General features: G+C 41.4%; 15 protein-coding genes. All 15 read left to right on the top strand.

Translation table 11 applies throughout. The features are described 5' to 3' along the window. The first annotated feature begins 5 nt into the window (after positions 1–5). The gene (locus tag GMD5S_RS0200710) at positions 6–680 is read left to right on the top strand and encodes a LiaF transmembrane domain-containing protein (RefSeq protein WP_000725728.1); all 675 of its coding nucleotides are present in this window, start codon (positions 6–8) and stop codon (positions 678–680) included. 104 nt (positions 681–784) lie between these two features. Then, complete coding sequence (gene rpmB / locus GMD5S_RS0200705) at positions 785–973, top strand: 50S ribosomal protein L28 (protein WP_001140948.1); 189 nt, start codon at positions 785–787, stop codon at positions 971–973. A gap of 152 nt (positions 974–1125) precedes the next feature. Next, a complete protein-coding gene (locus GMD5S_RS0200700; RefSeq protein WP_000216434.1) occupies positions 1126–1491 on the top strand; it encodes an Asp23/Gls24 family envelope stress response protein in 366 nt (121 codons plus the stop codon). Between the two features lie 2 nt (positions 1492–1493). After that, positions 1494–3161: a DAK2 domain-containing protein gene (locus GMD5S_RS0200695; RefSeq protein WP_000036682.1), complete on the top strand. Its 1668-nt coding sequence runs from the start codon at positions 1494–1496 to the stop codon at positions 3159–3161. A 123-nt stretch (positions 3162–3284) separates the two neighbouring features. Further along, positions 3285–3491 (top strand): hypothetical protein, encoded by a 207-nt coding sequence (locus GMD5S_RS0200690; RefSeq protein WP_000409926.1) that lies wholly within the window; start codon positions 3285–3287, stop codon positions 3489–3491. Then, complete coding sequence (locus GMD5S_RS0200685; RefSeq protein ID WP_000751344.1) at positions 3488–3682, top strand: hypothetical protein; 195 nt, start codon at positions 3488–3490, stop codon at positions 3680–3682. Before GMD5S_RS0200690 ends, GMD5S_RS0200685 begins: the two co-directional genes overlap by 4 nt. Continuing rightward, a complete protein-coding gene (locus tag GMD5S_RS0200680; RefSeq protein ID WP_000216040.1) occupies positions 3669–4544 on the top strand; it encodes an ABC transporter ATP-binding protein in 876 nt (291 codons plus the stop codon). The genes GMD5S_RS0200685 and GMD5S_RS0200680 overlap by 14 nt, the downstream gene beginning before the upstream one ends. A gap of 12 nt (positions 4545–4556) precedes the next feature. Next, positions 4557–5291 carry an ABC transporter permease gene (locus GMD5S_RS0200675; RefSeq protein ID WP_000794227.1) on the top strand — a complete coding sequence of 245 codons (735 nt, stop codon included), beginning with the start codon at positions 4557–4559 and terminating at the stop codon, positions 5289–5291. Positions 5292–5295: 4 nt separating this feature from the next. Beyond that, positions 5296–6393, top strand: coding sequence for a sensor histidine kinase (locus tag GMD5S_RS0200670; RefSeq protein WP_000890234.1), 1098 nt, complete (start codon positions 5296–5298; stop codon positions 6391–6393). Between the two features lies 1 nt (position 6394). Further along, a complete protein-coding gene (locus GMD5S_RS0200665) occupies positions 6395–6994 on the top strand; it encodes a response regulator transcription factor (protein ID WP_000772057.1) in 600 nt (199 codons plus the stop codon). A 319-nt stretch (positions 6995–7313) separates the two neighbouring features. After that, positions 7314–7727 carry a 30S ribosomal protein S12 gene (gene rpsL / locus GMD5S_RS0200660; protein ID WP_001142332.1) on the top strand — a complete coding sequence of 138 codons (414 nt, stop codon included), beginning with the start codon at positions 7314–7316 and terminating at the stop codon, positions 7725–7727. A 19-nt stretch (positions 7728–7746) separates the two neighbouring features. Further along, positions 7747–8217 carry a 30S ribosomal protein S7 gene (gene rpsG / locus GMD5S_RS0200655; protein ID WP_000087873.1) on the top strand — a complete coding sequence of 157 codons (471 nt, stop codon included), beginning with the start codon at positions 7747–7749 and terminating at the stop codon, positions 8215–8217. 287 nt (positions 8218–8504) lie between these two features. Then, positions 8505–10586 (top strand): elongation factor G, encoded by a 2082-nt coding sequence (fusA, locus tag GMD5S_RS0200650; protein ID WP_000090335.1) that lies wholly within the window; start codon positions 8505–8507, stop codon positions 10584–10586. Positions 10587–10908: 322 nt separating this feature from the next. Beyond that, positions 10909–12609, top strand: coding sequence for an acetolactate synthase large subunit (locus GMD5S_RS0200645; protein ID WP_000411742.1), 1701 nt, complete (start codon positions 10909–10911; stop codon positions 12607–12609). Beyond that, positions 12602–13078, top strand: a complete 477-nt coding sequence (ilvN, locus tag GMD5S_RS0200640) for an acetolactate synthase small subunit (protein ID WP_001253813.1) — start codon at positions 12602–12604, stop codon at positions 13076–13078. The genes GMD5S_RS0200645 and ilvN overlap by 8 nt, the downstream gene beginning before the upstream one ends. Positions 13079–13115: the final 37 nt, after the last annotated feature.

Here is a 13115-nt window from a genome sequence, read left to right as displayed (position 1 = left end):
AAAACATGAAAAAGAAAGCATTTGGTATTGTTTTATTGGTTTTAGCAGCTTGGATCTTGCTGCAAGGAAATTTTGGCATTCCTTCTTTGGATGGTAAGATATGGCCTTTGATTGGTATCGCCTTTTTTGCTTACCAATCAGTTGAAGCTTTGCTTCGTCGTCATCTAACATCAGCAGTTTTTACCGCTCTAGTAGCCTTAATGATTGCGAATCATTTTTATAACATTTTTCCTATTCCAAACCAGTCTTTGTTTTGGGCTAGTATCTTAGCAGTGCTAGGAATTGGCTATCTGACGCATTCAAGTAAGTTTTGGTACGGCAAAAAATGGTGGTACAACAGTGAGCGAACAGTCATCACAGATAAGGAAGTCGCTTTTGGTAGTGGAACCTTTTATAAACAAGATCAAGATCTCGTAGATGACCAAGTGGAAGTCGCTTTTGGGGATGCTAAAATCTACTATGATAATGCAGAGATGCTAGGTGATTTTGCAACTTTAAATATTGAAGTGGCCTTCGGGAATGCAACCGTCTATGTTCCACAACACTGGCGTGTCGATTTGAAAGTAGAAACCTCCTTTGGTGCAGCTAAGGCAGATGCTCCTGTAGCGCCAACAAACAAAACCTTGATTATCCGTGGAGAAGTCGCTTTTGGTAAACTTGGAGTTGTTTACGTTAAATAAAAAAATAGTTTAGGCCCTTGATAAATTCAAGAAAGTGTGATAACATAGTACGGTATGTGGTGCTAGCACATCCGCTATATTAGATCTAATAGGAGGAAAACACAATGGCTAAAGTATGTTACTTTACAGGTCGTAAGACTGTATCAGGAAACAACCGTTCACACGCGATGAACCAAACAAAACGTGCCGTAAAACCAAACCTTCAAAAAGTTACTGTTCTTATCGATGGTAAACCTAAAAAAGTTTGGGCTTCAGCTCGTGCTTTGAAATCAGGTAAAGTTGAACGCGTTTAATAAAAATGAAAAGACCTAACTGGTCTTTTTCTTTTGCTCTAAGGATAAAACCATTTGAAAAATAGAGTAAATATCCGCAGATACAGCATTCTGCTTTTACACTTGGGCTGAAATATGATAAAATAGAGTATCAACTAGTTGAGGTAAAAAAAATGACTGTAAAAATTAATACAAAAGATGGTCAAATCGAACTGACAGATGAAGTGATTGCAACCGTAGTAGGTGGTGCCGCAACTGAGATTTTTGGAGTGGTCGGTATGGCTAGTAAAAATGCCCTCAAAGACAATTTCCAAGCCCTTCTTGGTAAGGAAAATTATTCTAAGGGTGTTGTTATAAAAGCAGCCGAAGATGGTAGCATTGCAGTTGATGTTTATACCGTATTGAGCTACGGAGTAAAGATAAGCGAAGTGTCAAAAAACATTCAAGAGCGTGTTCGTTTTAGTTTAGAAAATCAACTAGGAATTACTGCTCAGACTGTGAATGTCTACATTCAAAATATCAAAGTTGTAGGAGAATAATCGTGTCAAAAATTACTACCAGTTTATTCCAAGAGATGGTGCAGGCTGCATCAACTCGTTTGAATAAGCAAGCAGAATATGTCAATTCATTGAACGTCTTTCCAGTTCCAGATGGAGATACTGGGACAAACATGGGAATGACCATTGAAAATGGTGCCAAAGAAGTAGCAGACAAGCCTGCTTCTACAGTTGGAGAAGTAGCGAGCATTCTTGCCAAAGGGCTCTTGATGGGTGCCCGTGGGAACTCAGGGGTTATCACATCTCAGCTCTTCCGTGGCTTCTCTCAGGCTATCAAGGAAAAAGATGAATTAACAGGTCAAGACTTGGCTCTTGCCTTCCAATCCGGTGTCGAAGTAGCTTATAAAGCGGTTATGAAACCAGTTGAAGGAACCATTTTGACTGTTTCTCGTGGTGCAGCCATTGGAGCTAAGAAAAAAGCCGAGGAGACAGATGATGCTGTTGAGGTCATGCGTGCAGCCTTGGAAGGCGCGAAAGCAGCTTTGGCTAAGACACCAGAAATGCTTCCAGTCCTTAAGGAAGTTGGTGTGGTAGACTCAGGTGGTCAAGGTTTGGTCTTCATCTACGAAGGCTTCCTTTCAGCTCTTACTGGTGAATACAGTGCTTCTGAAGACTTTGTAGCGACTCCTGCCAACATGAGTGAAATGATCAATGCAGAGCACCACAAGTCTGTAGCAGGGCATGTGGCAACTGAGGATATTACCTTCGGTTACTGTACAGAGATCATGGTAGCCCTCAAACAAGGTCCAACTTATTCTAAGGACTTTGACTACGATGAATTCCGTAACTACTTGAATGACTTAGGTGACTCTCTACTTGTTGTCAATGATGATGAAATCGTCAAAGTTCACGTCCATACAGAAGATCCAGGTCTTGTCATGCAAGAAGGTCTTAAATATGGTAGCTTGATCAAGGTAAAAGTGGACAATATGCGTAATCAACACGAGGCGCAAGTTGAAAAAGAAGCAACTCAAGGAAACAAGCCTGCTGAAACAAAAGAGTATGCCCTTATCGCAGTAGTAGCTGGTCAAGGTTTAGCAGATATCTTCCGTGCCCAAGGTGTGGATTATGTCATCGAAGGTGGGCAGACGATGAACCCTTCAACAGAAGACTTTATCAAGGCTGTTGAACAGGTCAATGCTCGCAACATCATCTTCTTGCCAAACAACAAAAATATCTTTATGGCAGCTCAGTCTGCGGCTGAAGTGCTTGAACAACCTGCTGTTGTTGTAGAAGCACGTACAATTCCTCAAGGGTTGACCAGTCTTCTTGCCTTTGATCCAAGCAAATCAATCGAAGAAAACAAAGAACGTATGACTGCAGCCCTTGGTGATGTCGTAAGTGGTAGTGTAACAACAGCCGTTCGTGACACGACTATCGATGGTTTGGAAATTCATGAAAATGACAATCTTGGTATGGTAGATGGTAAGATCCTCGTATCAAACCCTGACATGCACCAAACTTTGACTAAAACATTGAAACATATGTTGGATGAAGATAGTGAAATCGTGACTTTCTATGTCGGTGAAGATGGAAGCGAAGAACTTGCCAATGAAATTGCCCAAGAAATCGCAGAAGAATTCGAAGATGTTGAAGTAGAGATTCACCAAGGTCAACAACCTGTATATCCATATCTTTTCAGTGTGGAATAAAATTTAATAGATAAAAAAGAAAGTTGATTTTACAGCTTTCTTTTTTTATGACATTTGTCATATTTCCTAGTGACAGAAGCATCTAGCTCCGCCAATTTCAAAAGTCTATAATTGAAGTATGAAATGGAGAAAGAAGAAATGAAAAATAAAATGATTGTCGCAGTGAGTTTAGTAGCAGCAGGAGTTATGACCTATCTCATGTTTTCAGGATTGGACGAAGGTTTCTACCATTTTCCTTGGGAGCTCTTTGCTGGCTTTGGAATGATGTCTTGGCTTGTCAGAGAAGGTTTGAAATTAGTCAGAGAAGTGAAAAAGGAGTTTGAGGAATGAAAAAAACAATCACCTATCTTTTTATCGGCCTGTCACTCTTGGTATGGTTAGTGGAAATGTTTACTGGTTGGTTTGACCAAACCTTGCTTCGCCAATTCATTCGTGGTTCTTGGGGTTTTGGATTTATGATTTTCGTTGTTTTCCCTATGGGAATGAAGTGGTTGAAAGGAGAATCTCATGACTGTGATTAAAGTTGAGAAATTGAGTAAGAAAATAAAAGACAAGGAGATCTTGCGGAACATCTCCTTTGAAATCAACGATGGTGAATGTGTCGCCTTGATCGGGCCTAACGGAGCAGGAAAAACAACCTTGATTGATTGCCTCTTGGGCGACAAGTTCATGAGCTCAGGTCAGATAGCCATTCAAGGATTTGCACCAACAGATCCTCGATTAAAACAGCTTATTTCTGTCTTACCTCAAGAAAATGCAGTTGTTCAAAGCTTGAAAGTGAAAGAACTTCTATCATTTTTCAAGTCACTTTATCCCGACAGTCTTTCAGACAAAGAAATTGATGACTTGCTGAGATTCTCAGACAAGCAGAAAAATCAGCTAGCGGGCAAGTTGTCTGGTGGGCAAAAACGTTTGTTCTCTTTTGTGTTGTCTTTAATAGGTCGTCCGAAAATTCTATTTTTAGACGAGCCAACTGCTGCCATGGATACCTCAACACGTCAGCATTTTTGGGAAATTGTTAATCGATTAAAGAAAAATGGTGTCACCATTGTCTATTCTTCTCACTACATCGAAGAAGTAGAGCATACGGCTGACCGCATTTTGGTGCTCCATAAGGGAGAATTGATTCGCGATACGACGCCTTATGCTATGCGTGGTGAAGAACAAGAAAAACATTTTACGGTACCTCTAACTTATCAGGAAGTTATCAGAACTTTAGACCAAGTTCAAGAGATTGAAATCAAGCAAAATGCTCTTTCCTTCACAACCAAAGAAGCCAGCCAGGTATGGAAAGTCTTGCAAGAACAGGGCTGCATGATCGAAGAAATTGAAGTTCGCAATCGAACTCTCTTAGACAGTATCTTCGAAACGACTCAAGACTAAAGGAGATTGACGATGAAAAATATGACAAGTCTCATGAAAGTGGAAATCATTCTGATGAAACGGCAAGCAGTCTACTACTTACTATCCATCGGACTTCCAAGTGTGTTTTATCTTATCTTTTCTGGTATGATGTCAGGGTCAGATATTCCAGAAATTGCTCTTCAAGCCTATCTTTTTGCCATGACGCTCTTTAGTATCATGTCAAGTGCTTTTTTCAGTATCCCAAGCACACTCGAGTCTGATAAGACAAACAACTGGCAAAAATTGATTCAACATTCTCCCGTATCTATGGTAGAATATTATGTATCAAAACTGTTCAGTACCCTACTGACTTTCTTGTTATCAATTACAGTTGTCTTTTCAGTTGGTCATTTTGTCCGCGGAGTGACGCTACCTTGGCTTGACTGGATGGTAATTGGTGCTATTTTGCTGATCGGAAGCGTGGTCTTTATCAGCATGGGGGTCTTGGTGAGCTTGCTACCCAGTGCTCAACTGATGACGGTTGTTGGAAATATTGCCTATATTGCTTTGGCTGTTCTAGGTGGACTGTGGTTCCCCTTGGATTCCTTCCCAGAATGGCTCCAATCTATTGGAAAGCTGACTCCAACCTATCAACTGATGCAGGTCGTCTCTACTTATTTGGAACACCATGAATTTAATATTCTTTCTGCCTTGGTTGTGCTAGGCTATACAGTTTTCTTTGGTGTATTGGTCATTCAACTGAAAAAACGGATTGAGGTAAAATAAATCTATGTTGGAAAAATTTAAAAACATTCATTATATGTTTCATATTTCAATAGTGTTTATCATCTTTCCTATAGCGGGTGTCATCGTTGGAGATTACCCGCTTTTAACCTTGCTATGGACCCTACTATTTGTACTTGCCTTCTATTCGGTTTTAATCAGTCAGAATCGCACCGTGCAGTGGCTAGCATGGTGGTCCATGCTTGTCTACATTTTTTATACATCTGTTTGGCTAAGTTCAGGTTTCACATGGTTTATCTTTTATTTATCCAATCTCCTTATTTATGAGCTGGATGAGATTTCTTTTCACTCTTGGCGTTTTGTCAGTTTTATTGTCCTGCAACCATTTATTCTGACCGGAATCTATATGGTCAATCATGTTAGTCCCTGGCAGCTACTCTTTTTCTTGGTGACCTTTATCTTTTCCGATGCAATGACCTTTGGTCTTTATCGAATTCGATTGTCGGAGGACATAAAAGAAGAAAAGATGAAACAAAATGCCAAGCTCAATCTTTTCTTGGCTGAAAACGAACGCAGTCGTATCGGTCAGGATCTTCATGACAGTCTAGGCCATACCTTTGCCATGTTGAGTGTGAAGACGGACCTTGCCCTACAACTTCTTCAAATGCAGGCCTATCCACAGGTGGAAAAGGAATTAAGAGAAATACAGCAAATTAGCAAAGAATCAATGCGTGAAGTTCGTACAATTATCGAAAATCTTAAAACAAGAACCCTTGCTTCCGAATTTGCGACTGTTAAAAAAATGCTGGAAATTGCAGGAATTGAGACAGAAATCAATCACCAACTAGATACAGCTAGCCTAACTCAGGAATTAGAATCAACGGCCTCCATGATTTTACTTGAGTTAGTGACCAATATCATCAAACATGCCAAAGCATCCAAAGCTTACTTGAAATTAGAACGAACAGAGAAAGAACTCATTCTAACAGTGAGAGATGATGGCTGTGGCTTTGCTTCTCTAAAAGGGGATGAACTCCATACTGCTCGAGACCGTGTCCTTCCTTTTTCAGGAGAAGTAAAGGTAATCAGTCAGAAACATCCGACTGAAGTGCAGGTTCGGCTACCTTATAAGGAGAGAAACTAAGATGAAATTACTTGTTGCAGAAGATCAAAGTATGTTGCGAGATGCTATGTGCCAGTTGCTTACCTTTCAACCAGATGTAGATTCTGTCCTACAAGCCAAGGATGGCCAAGAAGCAATCCAACTCTTAGAAAAGGAGCCCGTAGATATCGCCATTCTTGACGTAGAAATGCCTGCTAAGACAGGCCTCGAAGTCTTGGAGTGGATACGAGCAGAAAAGCTAGAAACAAAGGTGGTTGTGGTGACGACCTTCAAGCGCCCCGGCTATTTTGAACGTGCGGTTAAGGCTGGAGTGGATGCTTATGTCTTAAAAGAAAGAAGCATTGCGGACCTCATGCAAACCTTGCACACTGTTCTTGAAGGACGTAAGGAATATTCGCCTGAATTGATGGAAGTGGTGATGACGCACCCCAATCCGTTAACAGAGCAAGAAATCGCTGTTTTAAAGGGAATCGCTCAGGGCTTGTCTAATCAAGAAATCGCAGATCAGCTTTATCTATCAAATGGAACCGTCCGAAACTATGTCACCAATATTCTTTCGAAACTAGATGCTGGTAATCGAACAGAGGCAGCCAACATTGCAAAAGAATCTGGTTGGCTTTGATAAGAAGGGTTAAAAAATTCCGAAACGATAACTTGAATCGAAGGAAATCCATACTAGAAAGGAGGAGGGAAATTGCCTCCTTTTTAGGTTTAGAAAAGCGGTTAGAACTAGTGTCAAAGAGTTAAAAGATCAGAATAAAAATGAAAAATATCTTGACAACGAAGGAAAAATTGTGTTACAATAATAGACGGTACTTTTTACTTTTGGTCTCTCAAAAGTGTACAGGGACGTGCTGACAAATGTTGCAAAAGTACACACAGATGGTAGCTGTCACCAAGTGTATCATCACCAAAAATAAAAAAAACACAGGAGAATGTAGATGCCTACAATTAACCAATTGGTTCGCAAACCGCGTAAATCAAAAGTAGAAAAATCTAAATCACCAGCTTTGAACGTTGGTTACAACAGTCATAAAAAAGTTCAAACAAACGTTTCTTCACCACAAAAACGTGGTGTTGCAACTCGTGTGGGAACAATGACACCTAAAAAACCTAACTCTGCCCTTCGTAAATTCGCTCGTGTACGTTTGAGCAACCTTATCGAAGTTACTGCCTACATCCCAGGTATCGGACACAACTTGCAAGAGCACAGCGTGGTGCTTCTTCGTGGTGGACGTGTAAAAGACCTTCCAGGGGTACGTTACCATATCGTCCGTGGTGCACTTGATACTGCAGGTGTTAACGATCGTAAACAAGGCCGTTCTAAATACGGTACTAAACGTCCAAAAGCATAAGGAAAGGGGATAAAGAGAAATGAGTCGTAAAAATAGAGCTCCAAAACGTGACGTATTGCCAGATCCGCTTTACAATTCACAACTAGTTACTCGTCTTATCAACCGCGTTATGCTTGATGGTAAACGTGGTACAGCTGCTTCAATCGTTTACGGTGCTTTTGAGCAAATCAAAGAAGCTACTGGTAACGATGCACTTGAAGTATTTGAAACAGCTATGGAAAACATCATGCCTGTACTTGAAGTACGTGCACGTCGTGTTGGTGGATCTAACTACCAAGTCCCAGTTGAAGTTCGTCCAGAACGTCGTACAACACTTGGACTTCGTTGGTTGGTAACCATCGCTCGCCTTCGTGGTGAACACACAATGCAAGACCGTCTTGCAAAAGAAATCTTGGATGCTGCGAACAACACTGGTGCAGCAGTTAAGAAACGTGAAGACACTCACCGTATGGCTGAAGCTAACCGTGCCTTCGCACACTTCCGTTGGTAAGAATAAGATACTAAGGGCGTTAAAAAAGCGACTGAAAATTAGGAAGCTTGACGCAGAATCAAAGCTTCTAGGAAAGCTTATCTATTTTCCGAGCTTTTAGCCCGAGTTCAATTGGGTTCAACTCAGCTAACTTAAGCTTTTAGCCCGAGTTCAATTCAATTTGTATACAAGTTGAAACCAACAAAAACAAGATAAACATTGAGAACGGGTAGGTCCTGCCTATCCGTTTTTATTAAAATCGTGTTATAATAGAATAGAAATTAAAATAAATAGGAGAAATAAACCTCATGGCACGCGAATTTTCACTTGAAAAAACTCGTAATATCGGTATCATGGCTCACGTCGATGCCGGTAAAACAACAACTACTGAGCGTATTCTTTACTACACTGGTAAAATCCACAAAATCGGTGAAACTCACGAAGGTGCGTCACAAATGGACTGGATGGAGCAAGAGCAAGAACGTGGTATCACTATCACATCTGCTGCGACAACAGCTCAATGGAACAACCACCGCGTAAACATCATCGACACACCAGGACACGTGGACTTCACAATCGAAGTACAACGTTCTCTTCGTGTATTGGACGGTGCGGTTACTGTTCTTGACTCACAATCAGGTGTTGAGCCTCAAACTGAAACAGTTTGGCGTCAAGCAACTGAGTACGGAGTTCCACGTATCGTATTTGCTAACAAAATGGACAAAATCGGTGCTGACTTCCTTTACTCAGTAAGCACACTTCACGACCGTCTTCAAGCAAACGCACACCCAATCCAATTGCCAATCGGTGCTGAAGATGATTTCCGCGGTATTATCGACTTGATCAAGATGAAAGCTGAAATCTATACTAATGACCTTGGTACAGATATCCTTGAAGAAGATATTCCAGCTGAATACCTTGACCAAGCTCAAGAATACCGTGAAAAATTGGTTGAAGCAGTCGCTGAAACTGATGAAGACTTGATGATGAAATACCTTGAAGGTGAAGAAATCACTAACGAAGAATTGAAAGCTGCTATCCGTAAAGCAACTATCAACGTTGAATTCTTCCCAGTATTGTGTGGTTCTGCCTTCAAGAACAAGGGTGTTCAATTGATGCTTGATGCGGTTATCGACTACCTTCCAAGCCCACTTGACATTCCAGCGATCAAAGGTATTAACCCAGATACAGATGAAGAAGAAACTCGTCCAGCATCTGATGATGAGCCATTCGCAGCTCTTGCCTTCAAGATCATGACTGACCCATTCGTAGGTCGTTTGACATTCTTCCGTGTATACTCAGGTGTTCTCCAATCAGGTTCTTACGTATTGAACACTTCTAAAGGTAAACGTGAACGTATCGGACGTATCCTTCAAATGCACGCTAACAGCCGTCAAGAAATTGACACTGTTTACTCAGGTGATATCGCTGCTGCCGTTGGTTTGAAAGATACAACAACTGGTGACTCATTGACAGATGAAAAAGCTAAAATCATCCTTGAGTCAATCAACGTTCCAGAACCAGTTATCCAATTGATGGTTGAGCCTAAATCTAAAGCTGACCAAGATAAGATGGGTATCGCCCTTCAAAAATTGGCTGAAGAAGATCCAACATTCCGCGTTGAAACAAACGTTGAAACTGGTGAAACAGTTATCTCTGGTATGGGTGAACTTCACCTTGACGTCCTTGTTGACCGTATGCGTCGTGAGTTCAAAGTGGAAGCGAACGTAGGTGCTCCTCAAGTATCTTACCGTGAAACATTCCGCGCTTCTACTCAAGCACGTGGATTCTTCAAACGTCAGTCTGGTGGTAAAGGTCAATTCGGTGATGTATGGATTGAATTTACTCCAAACGAAGAAGGTAAAGGATTCGAATTCGAAAACGCAATCGTCGGTGGTGTGGTTCCTCGTGAATTTATCCCAGCGGTTGAAAAAGGTTTGGTAGAATCTATGGCTAACGGTGTTCTTGCAGGTTACCCAATGGTTGACGTTAAAGCTAAGCTTTACGATGGTTCATACCACGATGTCGACTCATCTGAAACTGCCTTCAAGATCGCGGCTTCACTTGCCCTTAAAGAAGCTGCTAAATCAGCACAACCAGCTATCCTTGAGCCAATGATGCTTGTAACCATCACTGTTCCAGAAGAAAACCTTGGTGATGTTATGGGTCACGTAACTGCTCGTCGTGGACGTGTAGATGGTATGGAAGCACACGGTAACAGCCAAATCGTTCGTGCTTACGTTCCGCTTGCTGAAATGTTCGGTTACGCAACAGTTCTTCGTTCTGCATCTCAAGGACGTGGTACATTCATGATGGTATTTGACCACTACGAAGATGTACCTAAGTCAGTACAAGAAGAAATCATTAAGAAAAATAAAGGTGAAGACTAATCAGTCCTCACTCTAGAAGGAAGTCACTTAGTGGCTTCCTTTTTTTGTCTTTAACTATTCATTTTTGCTGAATATAGTATACGAATTTAATCGCTAAGTGAGAAAATACTAATTCTATCCAGAAAGAAAACATTCTAATTTGATAAATTAAAGTAAATAAAGGTTCCTAATTCCGCAGGAAAGTTAATAAAAATGAAGAAAAGATTCATAAATACACTTTTAGATAGAAAATTCAGAAAATTGACTCTTTTGCCTTGAAAATTTTTGAAAAAATGGTATGATAGTAACAAGCTATTTTTTTAAGAGAAGAGAAAGGGGAACAATGGAGAAAATCAGTTTAGAATCTCCTAAGACGGGGTCGGACCTAGTTTTGGAAACACTTCGGGACTTAGGGATTGATACCATTTTTGGTTATCCTGGTGGTGCGGTCTTACCTTTGTATGATGCGATATACAATTTTAAAGGTATTCGCCACATCTTGGGACGCCATGAGCAAGGTTGTTTGCACGAAGCTGAAGGATATGCCAAATCAACTGGAAAGTTGGGCGTTGCCGTCGTCACGAGTGGGCCGGGAGCAACAAATGCCATTACAGGGATTGCAGATGCCATGAGCGATAGCGTTCCCCTTTTGGTCTTTACAGGTCAGGTTGCGCGAGCTGGGATTGGGAAAGATGCCTTTCAGGAAGCAGACATCGTGGGGATTACCATGCCCATTACCAAATACAATTACCAAGTTCGTGAGACAGCAGATATTCCTCGTATCATTACGGAAGCTGTCCATATCGCAACGACAGGTCGTCCAGGTCCAGTTGTGATTGACTTGCCCAAGGATGTATCAGCCCTAGAGACAGATTTCATCTATTCGCCGGAGGTGAATTTACCAAGTTACCAACCGACACTTGATCCAAATGACATGCAAATCAAGAAAATCTTGAAGCAATTGTCAAAAGCCAAGAAACCTGTTTTGTTAGCAGGGGGCGGTATCAGCTATGCAGAAGCTTCTAAGGAGCTCAATGAATTTGCTGAACGTTACCAAATTCCAGTAGTCACTAGTCTTTTGGGGCAAGGAACCATTGCAACGAGTCATCCGCTCTTCCTAGGGATGGGAGGCATGCACGGTTCTTTCGCAGCCAACATTGCAATGACGGAAGCGGACTTTATGATTAGTATTGGTTGCCGTTTCGATGACCGCTTGACTGGGAACCCTAAGACCTTCGCGAAGAATGCTAAGGTTGCCCATATCGACATTGACCCAGCTGAGATTGGTAAGATTATCAGTGCAGATATTCCTGTAGTGGGGGATGCTAAGAAAGCCTTGCAGATGCTACTGGCAGAACCAACTGTTCATAACAATACTGAAAAGTGGATTGAAAAAGTCACCAAGGACAAGAATCGAGTTCGTTCTTATGATAAGAAAGAACGTGTGGTTCAACCTCAGGCCGTTATTGAACGCATCGGTGAGTTGACGAATGGAGATGCCATTGTTGTCACAGACGTCGGACAACACCAAATGTGGACAGCTCAGTATTATCCTTACCAAAATGAGCGTCAGTTAGTCACTTCAGGTGGTTTGGGTACCATGGGATTCGGAGTTCCTGCAGCTATTGGAGCCAAGATTGCCAATCCAGAAAAAGAAGTCATCCTTTTTGTCGGTGATGGTGGTTTCCAAATGACCAACCAAGAACTAGCGATCCTAAACATCTACAAGGTGCCGATTAAGGTTGTCATGTTGAATAACCACTCACTAGGAATGGTTCGTCAGTGGCAGGAATCCTTCTATGAGGGTAGAACTTCCGAGTCAGTCTTTGATACACTTCCTGACTTCCAGCTGATGGCACAGGCTTACGGTATTAAAAATTATAAATTTGACAATCCAGAAACTATAGAAAAAGATCTAGAGGCTATTCTGGAGGATGTGCCCATGTTTATCGAGGTGGATATTTCTCGTAAGGAACAGGTCTTACCGATGGTACCAGCTGGTAAGAGCAATCATGAGATGTTGGGGGTGAAGTTCCATGCGTAGAATGTTAACAGCTAGATTGCAAAACCGTTCAGGAGTTTTGAATCGTTTTACAGGTGTCCTTTCTCGTCGTCAAGTCAATATTGAGAGTATCTCAGTTGGTGCGACGGAGAACCCCAATGTATCTCGTATCACCATCATTATTGATGTAGCTTCTCATGATGAAGTAGAGCAAATCATTAAACAGCTCAATCGTCAGATTGATGTGATTCGCATTCGTGATATCACAGATAAACCACACTTGGAAAGAGAAGTTATCTTGGTGAAGGTATCTGCTCCTGCTGAAAAGCGTGCAGAAATCTTGGCCATTATCCAACCTTTCCGTGCAACAGTAGTAGATGTGGCTCCAAGCTCAATCACCATCCAGATGACTGGAAATGCTGAAAAGAGTGAAGCTTTATTGCGAGTGATTCGACCATATGGTATTAAAAATATCGCTCGTACGGGTGCAACTGGATTTACCCGCGACTAATACTCTTTGATTTTCAATGAGTATAAAAAATAACTTA

Origin of the sequence: Streptococcus sp. GMD5S (assembly GCF_000298715.2) — a bacterium.
In the GTDB taxonomy this organism is placed as follows: domain Bacteria; phylum Bacillota; class Bacilli; order Lactobacillales; family Streptococcaceae; genus Streptococcus.
This window is presented reverse-complemented; position numbering and strand designations above follow the sequence as displayed.

Coding starts and splice junctions, on each gene's coding strand:
- GMD5S_RS0200710 (WP_000725728.1), top strand. CDS start 6: ATGAAAAAGAAAGCATTTGGTATTGTTTTATTGGTTTTAGCAGCTTGG.
- rpmB (WP_001140948.1), top strand. CDS start 785: ATGGCTAAAGTATGTTACTTTACAGGTCGTAAGACTGTATCAGGAAAC.
- GMD5S_RS0200700 (WP_000216434.1), top strand. CDS start 1,126: ATGACTGTAAAAATTAATACAAAAGATGGTCAAATCGAACTGACAGAT.
- GMD5S_RS0200690 (WP_000409926.1), top strand. CDS start 3,285: ATGGAGAAAGAAGAAATGAAAAATAAAATGATTGTCGCAGTGAGTTTA.
- GMD5S_RS0200685 (WP_000751344.1), top strand. CDS start 3,488: ATGAAAAAAACAATCACCTATCTTTTTATCGGCCTGTCACTCTTGGTA.
- GMD5S_RS0200680 (WP_000216040.1), top strand. CDS start 3,669: ATGACTGTGATTAAAGTTGAGAAATTGAGTAAGAAAATAAAAGACAAG.
- GMD5S_RS0200675 (WP_000794227.1), top strand. CDS start 4,557: ATGAAAAATATGACAAGTCTCATGAAAGTGGAAATCATTCTGATGAAA.
- GMD5S_RS0200670 (WP_000890234.1), top strand. CDS start 5,296: ATGTTGGAAAAATTTAAAAACATTCATTATATGTTTCATATTTCAATA.
- GMD5S_RS0200665 (WP_000772057.1), top strand. CDS start 6,395: ATGAAATTACTTGTTGCAGAAGATCAAAGTATGTTGCGAGATGCTATG.
- rpsL (WP_001142332.1), top strand. CDS start 7,314: ATGCCTACAATTAACCAATTGGTTCGCAAACCGCGTAAATCAAAAGTA.
- rpsG (WP_000087873.1), top strand. CDS start 7,747: ATGAGTCGTAAAAATAGAGCTCCAAAACGTGACGTATTGCCAGATCCG.
- fusA (WP_000090335.1), top strand. CDS start 8,505: ATGGCACGCGAATTTTCACTTGAAAAAACTCGTAATATCGGTATCATG.
- GMD5S_RS0200645 (WP_000411742.1), top strand. CDS start 10,909: ATGGAGAAAATCAGTTTAGAATCTCCTAAGACGGGGTCGGACCTAGTT.
- ilvN (WP_001253813.1), top strand. CDS start 12,602: ATGCGTAGAATGTTAACAGCTAGATTGCAAAACCGTTCAGGAGTTTTG.